We start from the raw sequence: 17,210 nt of genomic DNA on the forward strand, positions 1-17,210 counted from the left end.
TTAACGTTTTCGCTAAGGGCGGTGTATAGATTAAAGGCTAGCTACGGTGTCAACAACGTTGTCCACTGTAAAACCAAAGTGTTCAAGTAACACGCCACCTGGTGCCGATTCACCAAAGGTCGTCATGCCTACGACTTTGCCTGCAAAACCAACATACTTGTACCAAAAATCAGTATGTGCCGCTTCAATGGCTACGCGTCGTGTTACCGCCGCAGGTAATACTGACTCTTTGTATGCTGCATCTTGCGCATCGAACACGTTAGTTGATGGCATTGAAACCACGCGAACATTGTCGCCAAGCTTTTCAGCCGCTGCCATAGCAAGAGATACTTCAGAGCCGGTCGCAATTAAGATAGTGTCAGGTTGACCAACGCTATCTTTAAGTACATAACCACCGCGAGCGATATCGCTAACTTGCTTAGCATCACGTGACATCGCCGGTAAGCCCTGACGAGAGAATACTAGCGCTGAAGGCGCTTTTTGATTTTCAATCGATAACTTCCATGCAACAGCAGATTCTGTCGCATCTGCCGGACGCCATGTTGTTAAGTTTGGCGTTGTTCTTAAGTTTGTTAATTGCTCAATCGGTTGATGGGTTGGTCCATCTTCACCTTGACCAATTGAATCGTGCGTATACACAAAGATGTTTTGAATACCCATTAGCGCTGACATGCGCACAGCATTACGGGCGTATTCCATAAACATTAAGAAGGTTGCACCGTAGTTGATAAAACCACCATGTAGCGAAATACCGTTCATTACACCACTCATACCAAACTCACGTACACCATAGAAAATATAGTTGCCGTCAGCTTCGTCTTGAATACCTCTTGAACCAGACCATAAGGTTAAGTTTGAACCCGCTAAGTCGGCACTACCACCAAGCAATTCTGGTAGATGTGGCGCAAAAGCTTCTATCGCATTTTGAGAAGCCTTACGAGATGCGATGTTTTCGCCTTTCTCTTGGCACTGAGCAATATAGTCATTCGCTAGTTTTTCAAAATCAGCTGGTAATTTACCTTCAATAACACGGCGTGAGAATTCAGCCGCTAGTTCAGGATGCGCTGCTTGGTAAGCAGCAAATTTTTCAGACCAAGATGATTGACTTGCTTCACCTTTGGCTTTTTGATCCCATTCACTGTATATGTCAGCAGGAATATCAAAAGGACCTTCTTGCCAGCCTAAGAATTCACGAGCTGCTGCGATTTCTTCTTCACCTAACGGCGCACCATGACAGTCGTGAGAACCCGATTTGTTTGGAGAACCAAAACCAATGATGGTTTTACAACAAATCATCGTTGGCTTGTCAGTAATAGACTGAGCTTCTTTAATTGCTGCAGCAATGGCCTCTGGATCGTGACCATCAACGCCGGCGATAACATGCCAACCATAAGAGGCAAAGCGACCTGGTACGTCTTCGGTAAACCAACCTTCAACTTCACCATCGATAGAAATACCGTTGTCATCCCAAAACGCAATCAGTTTACCAAGCTTCAATGTACCTGCTAATGAACACGCTTCATGTGAAATACCTTCCATTAAACAACCGTCGCCTAAGAAGCAGTATGTGTAATGGTCTACGATATTGTGGTTGTCGCGATTAAACTGTGCAGCAAGTGTTTTTTCAGCAATCGCCATACCTACGGCGTTAGAAATACCTGCGCCCAGCGGACCTGTAGTTGTTTCTACACCCGGCGTATAACCGTATTCTGGGTGACCAGGAGTTTTAGAATGTAGTTGACGGAAATTAGCCAACTCTTCAATAGGCAGGTCGTAACCTGTTAGATGCAACAATGAATAAATGAGCATTGAACCGTGACCGTTTGATAGAACAAATCTATCTCTGTCTGCCCATGCTGGGTCTTGTGGGTTATGTTTGAGGAAGTCGCGCCATAGTACTTCTGCGATGTCAGCCATCCCCATTGGGGCACCAGGGTGACCAGATTTTGCTTTTTGAACTGCGTCCATACTTAGTACGCGGATAGCATTGGCCAGTTGTTTACGCGTTGGCATAATTGCTCCAGTTATTTTTCATTGTTCTCAAAGGGTCGTTATTGTGACTCTTTTTCGTTCTATAAATCAAATGTTATTGGGTTATGTTTTATAACAATTGTTATCAATATGTATAGCAAATTGAATTTACTTGGTTTGACACAAAATGTTAGCGTTATCATATGGTATTTACTGCGCTATAACAAGATTGATTTATTAAAGACAAGAATCAAATATGATTGAGCAAGTATCTGTATCTACGAACTTTTTCATAATATATGTATTTCGGCACTTAGAGATAGATTCAGGCCAAAGGCAACAAAAATGAAATTTATTCATGCATACCCCAGTAAATAAGCTATACTGAGTACTTGAAAAGCAAATTTAATTGCGGTAACTTTGGTTAACCTTATTGGTACAAGAACAAAAATTACAAACCAAATTAAGCGGGAAAACACATGCACAAATCATCTAAGAAAGGCATCAAATTTACTACAGTGGTATTCGCTGTTGTGATTTTGGCGGTTTCAGCAATTTTAAGTAATCCATCGATTGCGGGTTAATTGCTAACGCACCCCTAAAAAACAAAGTTTACGTAAAAAAAGCCTCTGATTTAGAGGCTTTTTTTATTTCATATTAACTAATTTTTAACATTTGATGGCTAGTTTGAAACAGCCGCTTTTAGGATATTGAAAAAATAACTCACCGGAATGGCGGTTTCGCCACCTTTCGAAATAAACACTAATCCAGAAAACAAACTTTCTATCGACACAGCGAATGCTTCTACCGATAAATTTGCCCGTGATAGATTAACTTGTTGCTTAGCAATGCCTTGTTCAATGAGGTAAGCAATAACATCCCTTAATGCCGCTTGCTTTTTTTCCACCACATCTTGGCAAAGCGTTGTACCAGCGTGCAATAGATCCGAACGAATGATGTCATTGGGGATCTCTTCAAAGGCAGGTTGGCACCACGTAAGCAGCAGCTGCTCTAGTGTTAACCAAAAGTCATCGCATGGTTTTCTAAACTGTTTTGCTTGCGCAATACGGTTGTCCATATAGCGTGTCACTACGGCCTTAAAAAGCTGTTCTTTAGAGCCAAACTGCTTATGAATGGTGACGCGAGAAACACCGATATTACGGCTGATCAAAGCAATGTTGCTATGCGTATAACCATGTTGAAAGAACACGTCTTGGCTTGCGGATAGTATTTTTTCTGCGCTGTTTTGCAATGCGATTAACTATTAGTGGATGATTTCCTGTGAGAATAAGTGAATCGAAAATTAAAATCAATAACACCTTTACACTTTTAGTAAATGTGTTAACCTTTGCCGTGACTATTTGTAACTATAATAGAAGTAGTACGAACAAAATCAGTAATAAGTAAATGCTCGCAACGTTAGGCTTGTTATTGCTCAAAACTGTTCAGTTACCCTAGTCGTGATGTCGTTAATCTGTGTTCGCTGTTGGATTAGCTTATTTTGTTAGCGTTTTTTTATGGGATTTAACATGTTTCGCGTTTTCTTAATTTTAGCGCCGTTAATTGTGCTTGCCGGTTGTAAAGAGGAAGTCTCGCAAGTACAACAAACAACCAAAGCGGTGGTTGTGCAGACGGCTGAAGTTGGCGTTTATGCCGATGAGTCTGATTTTAATTTTCCAGCAGTTGTTTCAGCGGTCAATACCATCGACTTATCATTTGAAGTCACTGGCCGATTAAAGCAAGTCAATTTGCCGGAAGGCACGACTGTTAAGCAGGGGCAATTACTTGCTGCTATTGATGACGCGCCGTATTTACGTCGTGTAGAACAAGCAACAACACGACTGACCAAAGCTAAAAGAGATTTAAAGCGTATCGAAAGTCTATTCGATAAAGGCCTTGCATCACGTGCGCAACTCGACAATTCAACAACAGAGCGAGAGCTTGCTGAAATTGATTTAAAGCAATCTAAACAAGATCTCGCTTATACAAAACTTTACGCACCCTTTGACGCCCAAATAGCGCAGCGTATGGTAGACAATAAAAACTTTGTGCAGGCCGGACAAATTGTTGCCAAGCTGCAAGATGTATCAAAAATTTATTTTAAGATAAATGTGCCTGAACGACTCTTTACCGCCAACAGAGACGGTAAAATAAGCGCTGCTACAGCAACGATAATTAGCTCGCCTGACAAGCAATATGCTGTTGAGTATGTTGAACACTCCACACAACTTGAGCCTTATACGCAAACTTACCAAGCGGTATTTGCTATGGACCCGCCAAAAGATACAACACTAACGCCAGGTGCACGCGCTATGGTTAAAGTACATATCTCTAATTTATCTAACACGCTGGGCAAAGTGGTGCCACTTTCAGCACTTGTCGGTACACAAGAAGCGGGTTTTTATGTATGGCAATTTGTCGGCGACAACGAAGCATTAGTCAAAGTCCCAGTTACCGTGGTGAACATGTCGGGTAATTTTGTACTCGTGCAAAGTGCACTAAAAGACGGCGACAGTGTGGTGTCGGCTGGTGCCAGCAAAATGTATGAAGGTGTTATTGCGAAAGCGTATGTAATGGAGTAGCACGTGGATTTTGCTCGCTATAGTATAAAAACGCCAGTTAACATCTGGCTCATGGTCATTATTTGCCTTATCGGTGGATGGATTGGCTTACAAAATATTGGTCGTTTAGAAGATCCTGCTTTTACCATAAAACTGGCGCAGGTGATTACTCACCACCCTGGCGCAAGTGCTGCTAAGGTGGAAAAAGAAGTCACCGAACCGCTAGAAATTGCCTTGCAGCAAATGTCGCAGGTCTATCGACTCATTTCTAAATCAAAGCCGGGTTACTCTGAAATTACGGTTGAAATCAAGCATCACTACGACGGTAAAGATCTTCCTCAAATTTGGGATGAAATGCGTAAAAAACTGCGCGATGCAACCGCAACCTTACCAGCGGGGGCGTCTCAGCCCTACGTGTATGACGAATTTGGTGAAGTGTTTGGTCTTTATTACGCACTAACCGCACCCGATTTTACGCCAAGGCAGATGCGTGAAATTTCGCGCATTATTCGTCGTGAGCTTCTGACTACCGAAGGCGTAGCCAAAGTGCAAGTTAACGGAGTATTGGAAGAGCAGCTAGTTGCTTATATGGACCCATATCGCATCGCGGGCTTGGGCATTTCTTTTCCTGATGTTGTGCGATTATTGCAAGACAACTTAAGGCCATTTAACGGTGGTCGAATCAAGGTTGAAGACAAACAGATACGCCTTTTGGTTGAAGACGCCTCGAGCCAACTTGAAGAAATTAACAACCTTGCCATTGTCTTGCCTGGCAGCAATGCATCGGTGCGCGTCAAAGATTTAGCAGAGCTAAAAATAGAGCCCGTTGATATCCAAAGTAATTTGATTCGTTATCAAGGTAATCCTGCGATTACGTTGTCGGTGGCAGCGGTGAGTGATGTAAACATTGTTGCCGTGGGTAAACGCGTTAATGACAAGGTTGATGCGTTACTGCAATCTTTGCCTGCAGGTATCACCTTAGAGCCGATATACGATCAGGCGGCGGTTGTTGACGAGTCGGTTGCTGGTTTTATTAACAACTTGTTTTTGTCAGTTGTGGTTGTGGTCATTACGCTGTGTCTTTTCATGGGGTGGCGCTCTGGCATCGTTGTTGGTTCCATACTTCTTATCACGGTATTGGGCACTATATTGATCATGTGGCTATCCGATTTGCAGCTGCAGCGTATTTCACTAGGCGCCATGGTTATCGCCATGGGTATGCTGGTTGACAACGCTATCGTGGTGGCAGAAGGCATGATGATGCGAATGCAACAGGGCAGAAGTGCGATGGAGTCTGCTAGTTTCATCGTGAAACGAACACAATGGCCATTGCTTGGTGCCACGGTAATTGGTATTGCGGCTTTCTCAGGAATTGGCTTGTCAGATGACCAAACCGGTGAGTTCTTATTTTCACTGTTCGCGGTTGTATTAATTTCATTAATGCTCAGTTGGATACTAGCGGTATCGGTTACACCACTATTTGGTTCTTATTTTTATAAAGTGGGTGACAGTGAAGGCGCTGGCGAAGTGCATAAAGGTTTCTTGTATAGCGGTTATACCAAAAGCTTGCTGTTTGCCCTTAGAAATCGTTGGCTTACCATGTTGGCGTTGTTAGCACTTACTATTGGTGCCTACGCGAGTTTTGCTTACGTTAAACAAGGCTTCTTCCCACCGTCTAATGCGCCGCTATTTTTTGTTCATTATTGGGGGCCACAAGATAGAGATATTCGATCAACAGAGCAGCGCGTTATAGCCGCTGAGAAGGTGATAGCAGAATTTGAACAAGTGGATTCTATTTCAACTTTTATTGGTCGTGGCGCTGATAGATTTACCCTGACCTACAATCCCGAGTTGCCAAACGAAAGTTATGCGCTGTTTATTGTCCGTACCGCTGATGTTGAGCAAATTGATGCGTTAGCGCCTAAGGTTATGGCCGCGTTAAAACCGGTTGATCAAGATGCAAACTTTTATATGGAACGAATGCAGTTTGGCCCCGGTGGCGGCGCTAAATTGGTTGCACGCTTTTCAGGTCGAGATATCGAGGTATTAAGAGATTTAGGTGAACAAGCCAAAACAATCTATCGCGAGGATGGTTTGATCATCGATATTCGCGATGATTGGCGCGAAAAAGGTTTGGTACTTAATACCCATTTTGATGAATTTAATGCCGGTATCTCTGGCGTATCTCGCACAGATTTTACTGATGCTGTGCAGTTTGCAAGCACAGGGATGCCGCTCGGCCGATTGCGTGATGGTGACTATACTTATCCCATCGTAGCCAAGATGTCGGTTAATTCTAGTGACCCTGTGCAAAATATTCTAAACAGCCAAGTGTGGAGTTCGCAGCAGCGTAAATATATTCCCTTTAGACAGCTAACTACGGGCGTTGCACTAGAAAGCGAAGATGTGATTATTCATCGTAGAGATCGGGTTAGAACTATTTCTGTGATGGCAGATCCTGCTGTTTTTGAAACAGCTACTGAAGCGCGTGCACGGATACTTGAAAAGATAGAAAGTATTCCTTTACCCGACGGCTACAAATTAGAGTGGGGCGGCGAATATGAAAACTCTTCTGATGCGCAAAAAGCGCTAGGTAAGGGTTTACCTGCGGGCTTTCTTGTCATGCTGCTTTGTACCGTTGTGTTGTTTGGCCGTGTTAGACAGCCACTGATTGTTTGGTCTGTTGTTCCTATGGCTGTTGTTGGGGTTGTGGCCGGGCTACTTGGTACCGATATGCCATTTGGTTTTATGTCGTTACTTGGTTTCCTCAGTTTGTTTGGTATGTTAATTAAAAATGCGATTGTATTGCTTGAAGAAATTGACCTACAAATCGATGAAGGCAAAGAAAAGCAAAAAGCGATTGTTGAGGCAAGCGTTTCAAGGCTACGACCGGTCTCTTTGGCGGCAGTTACCACGATACTGGGGATGGCACCATTACTGGCTGATGCATTTTTCTCGTCAATGGCAATTACTATTATGGGCGGTTTAGCGTTTGCAACCGTATTAACGCTAATCGCAGTGCCGGTACTTTATAGTTTGATGTACCGAATTAAATTTAATAGGGCTTAATATGGCAACATCAACGGACTTTAATATGGACTTTAGCAAGCAGGTTGTCATTGATAGCAACTTGCTTGAATGGCAATCTAGCCCTGCATCAGGCGTTGAGCGAAAACTCCTAGCACGTGAACATGCAGAATCTGGACATGCTACTTCCATTGTCCGTTACATGCCCGGTGCTAGCTTTTCTCGCCACGAGCATCCGTTTGGAGAAGAAATTTTTGTACTAGACGGCGTCTTTTCCGATGAAACTGGCGACTATGGCGCAGGCACTTATATTAGAAATCCGCCGGGCACAGGTCATGCACCTTTTAGTGAGCATGGCTGTACTTTGTTTGTGAAACTTCATCAGTTCAATCCTCATGATACTCAAACGGTTAGAGTTGATACGCGCAATACGCCGTGGTTACCGGGTCAAGGTAACTTGCAGGTTATGCCTTTGCATGACTTTGAAACGGAACATACCGCATTAGTAAAGTGGCCAGTGGGCGAAGTATTTCAGCCACACCGTCATTTTGGTGGTGAAGAGATCTTGGTGTTATCCGGTTGCTTTAAAGATGAACACGGCAGTTATCCTGCAGGGTCTTGGATGAGAAGCCCGCACATGAGTCAGCATCATCCTTTTGTGGAAGAGGAAACTGTTATTTTGGTGAAAGTTGGCCATCTACCACTGACCATGTAAAAAAAAGGAGCCCAAGGCTCCTTTTTTAATTACGCTTGTTGTGATTCGGAAAATTTAATTTTCTCGAACATGGTTGCGATAACTTTGTTAATTTCTTCTTCGCGCTCTTGCGCCGAATCTAGCTGCTTAAGTTTTTTACTTAAGGTACTGCGCATTACTGACTGTTTAGTCTTACTGTCGATAAAATCGATAACTAAAGTCCCTTCAACATAATCATGCGTATGCACAGTTGATACTCCGGCATAACCAGGGCCATAGTATCGTCCATAATGACCGCTATAGGTGGTATCAACATCGATTTTGTCTTTGGTTACCAAAAAGTAAGCAATCATAATATCAGCCTTTTCAAGAGAGACTTTTTCAAGCCCTTGCGCTTGTGATTGCGTGTCGATGGCTGCATTAATTCGATTGCGGTCGATATCACTTAGCATACGATTTTTGTCATGACTGTCTGCCACAATGTGATAGCTGTCCACTTGGCTAAAATCATAACCAACTTGTTTGTCCACACTTGCGTTGTATGAGGAACAAGCTGACAAACATAGGGTAAGCAAAACAATGATTTGTTTGGTTAGTGTCATAATACACCTCTACATTTGTTGTTTGATTGAAAACGGCGATAGTGTATCGCTTGTATAATATTAATGATATTGATATAAAATCATACAAGATATGACTTTGGTACATATGGGTGAGTAATGGATCTTGAACAACAATTGTCGCGTGTCGATTTAAATCTGTTAGTGTCTCTTCAGGTTTTGCTGGCGGAGGAAAATGTTAGTCGAGCGGCTGACAGGTTGTTTTTGTCACAATCTGCAATGAGCAGAACCCTACAAAGGCTACGAGATTTGTTCGATGATCCACTGTTTGTTCGCCACGCCAAAGGCATAACGCCAACACCCAAAGCGCAGCAACTGGCTGAAAAGCTCAACGTCTTGCTACCTAATATTGCAGAAGTATTACATGCACAAGCGTTTGAACCACAACAGAGCGAAGCGGCCTTTAACATTGCGGTACCTGCGCTGTTAAGTGAGAGTATTTTGTTGCCATTAATAGAGCAGCTCGCCTCACAGGCGCCGCATATGTGCATCAATGAAATTCCAATTGATAATGCGCCATGGAAGCAATTAGCGGAAGGCAAACTCGATTTTGCTGTACATATCGATGTGCCCGATGACGACGATTTTGTGGCTACGCCAATTACCTCAATCGCGCCATTTATCTATGCTCATCAAAGTCACCCTTTGGCGGGGCAAGAAAAGGTGAGTTTAACAGATTGTTTAGCTTGGCCTTTTGTTGAAATGTTAGTCACTGGAAATCAAGGCGTTACCCAAAACCTTCCGTTGAAACAATTGTTTTCACAAACCAAACAACAGCCTAAAGTTATTGCGCGCAGTAAACAGCTCAACACACTACTGACCGCTGTAGCTAGCAGAAATGCACTCATTGTTGCGTCTAATTTATTGCAGTCTAAACATGTACCACTGCGACCTATTTATCAATTTGATTTACCACAAAAAGATCCTTTAACGCTGTATTTAGTCAGCCATAAACGCGTTAGTGGTAGTAGTGCCCATCAATGGTTGCAGCAGCAGATCATTAAACTGTAAATACTGGCGCTCCGAACAGGAGTCGAACCTGTGACCTACCGCTTAGGAGGCGGTCGCTCTATCCAGCTGAGCTACCGGAGCTAAGTTTGTTTGCAATTCAAGGTACAATTCTAGGTACATTTTCGCTAAACAATGTTCATGCATTTTTACTACGTAAAGTACGTAAACACAATTTTTTGAATGTTTTATAACTATTTTTTACTAGTCTAATCTATCTTTTATGTAGTTGATAAGTAAAGACTTATATGTTTTAGAGTTTTGACCTGTCACTTAATCTGAATTATAAATAGGGTTAATGGAACGTTTTAAAGGATTAAAAATGAAACAAACAGCCATATTTTTTCTCGCCTACTTTGTTTGTTCAGCTTCTACTTACGCCAAGTACCACTTTGCTTACGGTCTAGGCAGTACATTTATATTTATGCCTGAAATATCCTACTCTATCGATGAGAATTCAAATATATTCGCGCAATATCGATGGGGAATGACCAAGGGGTACGCAATTGGTTGGGAAAGAAAGTTTCATGACAATTTTTCTGCATCTCTTCTGTATGGAACGGTGGGGTCAGACGCTAAACCCTGCGAAGCGTCGGATTCTGGCATTCTAGTTGATACTGCAGTGTGCGCCGCAAATACATTTTTAACAAGAAACGCTGCAAATGGTTTTGGTACGAGCTTTAATTATTATTTTAGTGGCTATGACCATGGAGGGTTTATCTTAAAAGGTGAGCTTGGTTACGGTGAAAATACGGTGTTAAATGAATATGACGTTAAGACAGGTATTTACTTGTTTTATAAATTTTGATTAGTATCTTGAATTGATACGTTCAGACCAATCTCACGTTAAATTCAGTGCATGCTCCATAACAACTGCCTGGAGGCAAATAGCTAAAGGAGCATAAACTCAAGCAAAGCGAATTGCTCTATAACACAATGATTAGTTGAAGCGGCTAATACAATACGGGCGGATATCTAGCTCTGGCTGCTCGCCACTAACAATTTGTCCGATAAGCTTGCCGGTAATTGCCCCTAAAGTCAGTCCCAAATGTTGGTGACCTAAAGCAAAGTAAAGCTGCTTATGTTTTGTTGCTTTTCCGATAACAGGTAGTGAATCTGGCAGGGAAGGGCGACATCCCATCCAAAGCGCACTTTCATCGACACTGGCGGGTAGCAGGGGAGTCTCTTTTAGCACCGCTTTGGCGTGTTGATACAACATGGTTGCGCGTTGCCAATTGGCTGTCGCATGTTGGCCCGCAAATTCTACTGTACCTGCTAATCGTAAGCCCTGGCTCATTGGCGTCATAATGAATTTTCGCTCACCAGAGGCGATCGGGCGGCTAAGTTTTGCCTCTTGAAACAGTTCTAGATGGTACCCTCGTTCGGCTTCAAGTGGCAGTTTATAGCCGAGTTTATTCAATACGTTTTTACTGTCTATGCCTGTACTAACGACTACTTTATCAAAGGAACGGTTTCCTTGTGTTGTCCTCAGTTCGACTTTTTCTTGGTGTTCCTTTAGCGCAGTGACTTGCGCTTGCTCAAAGTGCACGCCAAGTGATTTAGCATACTGAAACAAAGACAACGACAGCTGATAAGGGTTGATAGTATGACCTACGTCAGTAAAAAATAGCGACTGAGTAATACTATCGGCAAGGTTTGGCTCTAGCGCTAACGTTTGTTCTTTTGTTAAGTGTTGTACTGCAATACCCGCATCTTGATATTTCTTAGCTTCTTTGGCAACCGTATCAAAAGGCGTGTCTTCATATACAACGAGTGAGCCATTGGCTGTTAAAAATTGTTTGGCATCTGCACGCGTAAGCAATGCATCATAAGCGGCAATAGCGCCTTCATTAAGTGCTTGCAGTGCTTTTGTATTTTTTTGTCGGTTGGGCTTTTTCATTTGCCAGCAAAAACGTAAAAACCAAGGTAATACCTTAAAGAAGTATGAAGGTTTAATTGCGATAGGGCCTAATGGGTCAACCAACATTTTGGGTAACTGAACCAACAAAGCAGGATCGGCGAGCGGGAATACTTGTTCCGTGGCAAAATGCCCAGCGTTTCCTTTTGAGCAGCCTTCGCCAACACCATCTTTGTCAATGAGTGTGACGTAAAATCCTTTTTCTTGCAGCGCTATTGCGCAGTTAATACCGATAATGCCTGCGCCAATAACAGCAATAGATTGGGGGGTGTCTGCCATGATTACCTCAACATAAATCCCTGTGGAAAAATATCATCTTGTGCCAACATAAAGGTATGCACACCGGTAACAAATGCTCGCCCACTGACACGTGGGATAACAGCGCTTTTACCATGAAAGTCTGTTGTTTGTTGTATGTTAACGGTCATCCGTCCATCGACAATACTTTCAATTTCTACCGCTTGGTTTTCTGGTAATTGCTCTTTTACGGCGAGCAAGGCTGCTCGGCCGCTAACGCCCGTGCCAGTCGGTGAGCGATCAACCTCACCATCGGCAAAAATACACACATGGCGAGAATGCGCGCTATGCTTTGTCGTTTTTGATGAGTAAAAAATAGTGCCATAGAAAAAACTTAAATCGTCTTCTACAGGATGTTGCAGTGGGTATTGCGCCATAACCGCATGTTTTATCGCTCGCCCAGCATCAATTAGTGCTTGTTGATTGTCCATAGCGCATGATAGCCCAAGTTTATCGGCGTCAACATACGCATAATAGGCGCCACCAAAAGCGATGTCGTATTCAACAGTGCCGAGCTCATTAACCTCTACCTGTTGGTTTAGTGCTTCTACAAATGACGGGACGTTATCAAAGCTTACCTGTAATTTGCCAGTTTCATCTTCACTTGCATAGGCGCGAATAAGACCTGCTGGTGAATCAATGCCTATGGCTTGCTGCGGTGCTGGCATTGCAATACTGCCTGACTCTATTGCAACTGACACAGCAGCGATAATGCCATGACCACACATTGAGCTGTACCCTTCATTGTGCATAAACAAAATACCGAAGTCTGCTTGCTCTGTGCAGGGCTCTGTTAGTAACGCGCCGTACATATCGGCGTGTCCTCTTGGCTCAAACATCAACAATTGTCTAAGGTGATCTAAATGGCTCAGTAGATACTGTCGTTTTTCTAGAATCGTGTCACCTTTAATGTCGGGGTAACCTGAGGTGATGATACGCAATGGCTCACCTTCGGTATGCGCGTCGATGGTACCTATTGAAAGGTAGTTTTTAAAGTTGTTGTTTTTCAATTGCATAGTGGTTTTCTAGACAAAAACTAAATTTGTACTTGAGTGTATCGTTAAATTGTATACAATATGCCAAAAGTTAAATGAAAATGCTAGCGCGTTTTACATAATATACAAACGAAAGCCAAACATTTGAAAGTATATTGGCAAGGTGTGCGTCCAGTAGTTACGCACAATACGACGATGATTTAATTATCAAGGTCACGCTTTCAACATAGATGGTAGATAGATTGATTAGCGAAGGTGTCTAGGATGTGCAACACCTCGCATTGAATTAAGCGAGTTTAACTTAGATGGGCTATCCCCTTGATACCTGGTCGCCACTGTTGCGGCCGGGTATTCTTTTCAAGGAAAGATAATAGGTATAGCAAAGTAGTGCTTTATATCATGCACCAGTTAATTTACATTCACTAAATTAACACTTTTACTAAAGTACAGTTAAACAAAAATAAGCAGGTAATTAATGATAAAAGGCACGTTCTTTTGTATCGACGCACACACATGCGGTAATCCAGTCAGGCTTGTCACCAGTGGTCACCCAAATTTAAAGGGCGCTACCATGAGTGAAAAACGCCAAGACTTTTTGGCTAACTATGACTGGATTCGTCGTGGCTTGATGTTCGAACCAAGAGGGCACGATATGATGTCGGGCTCTTTCTTGTATCCACCATGCAGCGAAAATGCCGATGCCTCAATATTATTTATTGAAACATCTGGCTGTTTACCTATGTGTGGTCATGGCACCATTGGCACAGTGACCGCCGCCTTAGAAGCGGGTTTGATCACGCCTAAAACACCTGGACAGTTAATACTTGATGTACCCGCGGGGCAAATTAAGGTTGAGTATCGCTTAAAAGGCGACAAGGTCGAAAGGGTAAAGATTTTTAATGTGCCTGCTTACTTAGCACACCGCGACGTAACCCTGGATATTCCCGGTTTAGGTACCCTTACCGTGGATGTTTCTTATGGCGGCAATTACTACTGTATTGTTGAGCCGCAAGAGCACTTTCCTGGCATAGACAAGTGGACAGCCAATGATATTTTGAAGTGGAGTCCAATTGTAAGAGAAGCAGCGAGCGCGGCGGTTTCTTGTATCCACCCTGAAGATCCTACCGTAAATGGCGTATCGCATGTCCTTTGGACAGGTAAAACTCAGTCTGACGGTTCGCACGCGGCTAACGCTGTGTTTTATGGCGACAAAGCTATTGATCGTTCGCCTTGTGGCACAGGAACGAGCGCACGTATGGCACAACTATATGCCAAAGGCCAGTTGTTGCCTGGTGAAGACTTTGTCCATGAAAGTTATATAGGTAGTCAATTTACCGGAAAAATTGAACAAGTCGTGACGCTAAATACAGCAGATGGCGACATAGAAGCTGTTAAGCCGAGTATTGAAGGCTGGGCTCATGTATTTGCAAAAAATTGCATCACTATCGATGACGATGACCCTTATGCCTTTGGGTTTATCGTAAAATAGAGGAAAAAAGAATGTCTTTAACCGGTCAAAATTTAATTGCTGGTCAGTACTCAGGCGACATTGAACAGGGCTTTACCGCGTTCAATGCCTTTACTGGAGAACCCATGTCGACAACATTTGCTGATGCGACAAGTAGCGAAGTTGAAACGGCAATTACTCGTGCTCATGAAGCATTTTGTAGCTATAGCCAACTTGATGCACCAATGCGTGCGCGCTTTTTAAGAACAATTGGCGAACAGATTCTTGCACTAGGCGATGAACTTGTTGAAATCGCAAGCACTGAAACGGGCTTGCCTCATATGCGAATCCAAGGCGAGCGTGGACGCACCGTTGGGCAATTAGGCTTGTTCGCAGATTTATTAGAGAGCGGCGAATACCAAGCGGTAATCGATCACGCTGATCCGGCAAGAGAACCTCTACCTAAACCAGATACGCGATTAGGTTATTTGCCGTTAGGAGTTGTTGGCGTTTTTGCTGCGAGTAATTTTCCATTGGCCTTTTCAACTGCAGGTGGCGATACCGCGTCTGCACTAGCTGCTGGCTGCCCAGTGGTTATGAAAGCACATGCCGCACATCCAGGTACCTCTGAGCTTGTCGCAAAAGCAATAACAACAGCGGCTCAGTTATGTGATATTGATGCTGGCGTGTTTTCACTCATTCAAGGTAAAAACTACGCAATTGCTTCTCAAATTGTTAAGCACCCGCTGATCAAAGCAGTTGGTTTTACTGGCTCAGAGCGTGTCGGCATGATTCTTCAACGCCAAATCTGGGAGCGCGAAGAGCCTATCCCGTTTTATGGTGAACTAGGCAGTGTTAACCCTCAGTTTTTAATGCCGAATAAGCTTGCAAGTGAAGGCAGCGAATTGGCACAAGGTTTAGTGGCGTCAATGATGATGGGGCAAGGTCAATTTTGTACCAGCCCAGGTATTTGGGTACTAGTTGCCGATGACAACTATGACGCATTTACATCTGTTGTTGCAGAAGAAATTAAAAAGCAACCTGCTGGCGTTATGTTAACGCCGCAGATGGCTGCTGGCTTTAAACAAAGTGTTGAAGCGCGCAAAGCAGTAGCAGGTGTTACTTTGTTAGCCGAAAGTGAAGCAGGAGAGGGACATCAAGTGCAGGCTTCTGTATTTGAAACCGACCTATCTACTTTTATCGCCAATGAAAGCCTGCAAGAAGAAGTATTTGGAACGTCGGCTTTGATCGTTAAGTGCAGCGATTTTAATGAAGTATTGCAGTTTTCAACGCTGATCAAAGGTAACCTGACGGCAAGTATTCACGCGCTAGATACAGACTTATCGCAAAGTAAAACGCTTGCGCTAAGCGTTGCGCATAAAGTAGGGCGTTTGATATACAACCAAATGCCAACAGGCGTTGAAGTGTGCGCATCGATGAATCATGGTGGGCCATTCCCAGCATCAACGGATTTAAGAACAACGTCTGTTGGCAGTGAAGCAATCAAGCGTTTCCAGCGCCCGATTTGTTATCAAAATATGCCAAATGAGTTATTACCTTCATTGTTACAAGGGTAAAATACACAACCGCCAATGCTAAAAAAGGCTATAACGAATAAGTTATAGCCTTTTTTGTATGCAAAATACTTTGAATTCTAAATTCTTTATTTATAATGGATTGAAACCTTAGGCTACAAGCGTGAATACGCGACGTTTACTATGATGAGCTTCGTATATTGTAAAATCGCATAATAAATACATAAGCGTAGCAAGGCAAAAAATAAACTAGGGAAACCGTATGAGTATCGAATACAAAACACGTACACAATTAGTGGTAGAAAGTTTACGTGAAAAAATCTTGAGTGGAGAAATCAAGGCGGGTCAACCGCTACGTCAAGCTGCACTCGCAGAAGAGTTAAATGTTAGTCGAATTCCAATTCGTGAAGCATTGCTGCAATTGGAAGCTGAAGGCCTAGTGGCATTTGAACCTCATAAAGGTGCAACCGCGACAGAACTTAACTTAGAGCAAGTGGATGAATTGTTTGATTTGCGCGCCATGCTTGAAGGTGAACTACTTCGGTTATCTATTCCTAACCTTTCAGACGACCAGCTTGACGAAGCAGCGTTATTGCTAACGCGCTTAGACAAAGCATTAGGCCAAGAAAACGCGGCTAATACCTGGAGTGAGTTAAACTCAGACTATCACAACTGTTTGTATTCTGCGGCTAACCGTCCACAAACACAGGACCTAGTTAATAGCTTAAACAAGAATGCCGACCGTTACATTCGCATGCATTTACTTTGGGCTGGCGGCATTTCAAAAGCTGAGTCTGAACACAACGAGCTATTAGCGCTTTGTAAGGCGCGTAAAGTCGAGCCTGCTGTTGCATTGTTAAAAGAACACATTCTTGGTTCACGAGACGAAATTAAAGCGTTTTTAGCGCAACGTGAACAAACGCAATAAACTGCTATTTTGCATATTAAGAACAGGCGCATAGCCTGTTCTTTTATTGACATTTTTTGACCGAATCTATAGTATTCCCGCCCTTAAATCGTCCTGTTAATTCAATCTGTACGTTCATATTGACTCAATGACATGCATTACCGCAAAAAAGGTAGTGTGTCGTTAAGCATGTGTTTGATGGCTGAGCAACAAGATGAAGAAATCGACTA

General features: G+C 43.1%; 13 protein-coding genes and 1 tRNA gene. 8 read left to right on the forward strand and 6 right to left on the reverse strand.

Annotation, left to right across the window (positions count from 1 at the left end):
- Nucleotides 1-30: 30 nt before the first annotated feature.
- Together tkt and QUD85_RS04090 are read right to left on the reverse strand one after the other, a co-directional pair.
- The gene (gene tkt, locus QUD85_RS04085; RefSeq protein WP_093327679.1) at nucleotides 31-2,013 is read right to left on the reverse strand and encodes a transketolase; all 1,983 of its coding nucleotides are present in this window, start codon (nucleotides 2,011-2,013) and stop codon (nucleotides 31-33) included.
- Between the two features lie 640 nt (nucleotides 2,014-2,653).
- Nucleotides 2,654-3,223, reverse strand: coding sequence for a TetR/AcrR family transcriptional regulator (locus QUD85_RS04090; protein ID WP_177168836.1), 570 nt, complete (start codon nucleotides 3,221-3,223; stop codon nucleotides 2,654-2,656).
- 277 nt (nucleotides 3,224-3,500) lie between these two features.
- On the opposite strand from QUD85_RS04090, the gene QUD85_RS04095 reads away from it, so the two are divergent.
- The 3 genes from QUD85_RS04095 to QUD85_RS04105 are packed head-to-tail and all read left to right on the forward strand — an operon-like array spanning nucleotide 3,501 to nucleotide 8,274.
- Nucleotides 3,501-4,553: an efflux RND transporter periplasmic adaptor subunit gene (locus QUD85_RS04095; RefSeq protein WP_177168835.1), complete on the forward strand. Its 1,053-nt coding sequence runs from the start codon at nucleotides 3,501-3,503 to the stop codon at nucleotides 4,551-4,553.
- Nucleotides 4,554-4,556: 3 nt separating this feature from the next.
- The gene (locus QUD85_RS04100; RefSeq protein WP_093327675.1) at nucleotides 4,557-7,601 is read left to right on the forward strand and encodes an efflux RND transporter permease subunit; all 3,045 of its coding nucleotides are present in this window, start codon (nucleotides 4,557-4,559) and stop codon (nucleotides 7,599-7,601) included.
- A 1-nt stretch (nucleotide 7,602) separates the two neighbouring features.
- The gene (locus QUD85_RS04105; protein ID WP_093327673.1) at nucleotides 7,603-8,274 is read left to right on the forward strand and encodes a cupin domain-containing protein; all 672 of its coding nucleotides are present in this window, start codon (nucleotides 7,603-7,605) and stop codon (nucleotides 8,272-8,274) included.
- A 29-nt stretch (nucleotides 8,275-8,303) separates the two neighbouring features.
- Here the strand turns inward: QUD85_RS04105 and QUD85_RS04110 are convergent, their stop codons facing one another.
- Complete coding sequence (locus tag QUD85_RS04110; protein ID WP_093327671.1) at nucleotides 8,304-8,855, reverse strand: DUF4136 domain-containing protein; 552 nt, start codon at nucleotides 8,853-8,855, stop codon at nucleotides 8,304-8,306.
- Nucleotides 8,856-8,972: 117 nt separating this feature from the next.
- On the opposite strand from QUD85_RS04110, the gene QUD85_RS04115 reads away from it, so the two are divergent.
- The gene (locus QUD85_RS04115) at nucleotides 8,973-9,884 is read left to right on the forward strand and encodes a LysR family transcriptional regulator (protein ID WP_093327670.1); all 912 of its coding nucleotides are present in this window, start codon (nucleotides 8,973-8,975) and stop codon (nucleotides 9,882-9,884) included.
- 4 nt (nucleotides 9,885-9,888) lie between these two features.
- Here the strand turns inward: QUD85_RS04115 and QUD85_RS04120 are convergent.
- A tRNA-Arg gene (locus QUD85_RS04120) sits at nucleotides 9,889-9,965 on the reverse strand.
- A 238-nt stretch (nucleotides 9,966-10,203) separates the two neighbouring features.
- On the opposite strand from QUD85_RS04120, the gene QUD85_RS04125 reads away from it, so the two are divergent.
- The gene (locus tag QUD85_RS04125; RefSeq protein WP_143047915.1) at nucleotides 10,204-10,689 is read left to right on the forward strand and encodes a hypothetical protein; all 486 of its coding nucleotides are present in this window, start codon (nucleotides 10,204-10,206) and stop codon (nucleotides 10,687-10,689) included.
- A 132-nt stretch (nucleotides 10,690-10,821) separates the two neighbouring features.
- Here QUD85_RS04125 and QUD85_RS04130 read toward each other — a convergent pair whose 3' ends face one another.
- Both QUD85_RS04130 and QUD85_RS04135 read right to left on the reverse strand, forming a co-directional pair.
- A complete protein-coding gene (locus tag QUD85_RS04130; RefSeq protein ID WP_093327666.1) occupies nucleotides 10,822-12,078 on the reverse strand; it encodes an NAD(P)/FAD-dependent oxidoreductase in 1,257 nt (418 codons plus the stop codon).
- 2 nt (nucleotides 12,079-12,080) lie between these two features.
- Nucleotides 12,081-13,112: a proline racemase family protein gene (locus tag QUD85_RS04135; RefSeq protein ID WP_093327665.1), complete on the reverse strand. Its 1,032-nt coding sequence runs from the start codon at nucleotides 13,110-13,112 to the stop codon at nucleotides 12,081-12,083.
- A gap of 454 nt (nucleotides 13,113-13,566) precedes the next feature.
- Here QUD85_RS04135 and QUD85_RS04140 point away from each other — a divergent pair, with 454 nt between their 5' ends.
- The 3 genes from QUD85_RS04140 to QUD85_RS04150 all read left to right on the forward strand — a co-directional run bounded on the left by QUD85_RS04140 (nucleotide 13,567) and on the right by QUD85_RS04150 (nucleotide 17,001).
- Nucleotides 13,567-14,580, forward strand: a complete 1,014-nt coding sequence (locus tag QUD85_RS04140; RefSeq protein WP_093327663.1) for a 4-hydroxyproline epimerase — start codon at nucleotides 13,567-13,569, stop codon at nucleotides 14,578-14,580.
- A gap of 11 nt (nucleotides 14,581-14,591) precedes the next feature.
- Nucleotides 14,592-16,115 (forward strand): aldehyde dehydrogenase (NADP(+)), encoded by a 1,524-nt coding sequence (locus QUD85_RS04145; RefSeq protein ID WP_093327661.1) that lies wholly within the window; start codon nucleotides 14,592-14,594, stop codon nucleotides 16,113-16,115.
- Nucleotides 16,116-16,335: 220 nt separating this feature from the next.
- Complete coding sequence (locus tag QUD85_RS04150) at nucleotides 16,336-17,001, forward strand: GntR family transcriptional regulator (protein ID WP_093327660.1); 666 nt, start codon at nucleotides 16,336-16,338, stop codon at nucleotides 16,999-17,001.
- The last annotated feature ends 209 nt before the right edge of the window (nucleotides 17,002-17,210 follow it).

The sequence above is a fragment of the Thalassotalea agarivorans genome (genome assembly GCF_030295955.1).
Lineage (GTDB): Bacteria > Pseudomonadota > Gammaproteobacteria > Enterobacterales > Alteromonadaceae > Thalassotalea_D > Thalassotalea_D agarivorans.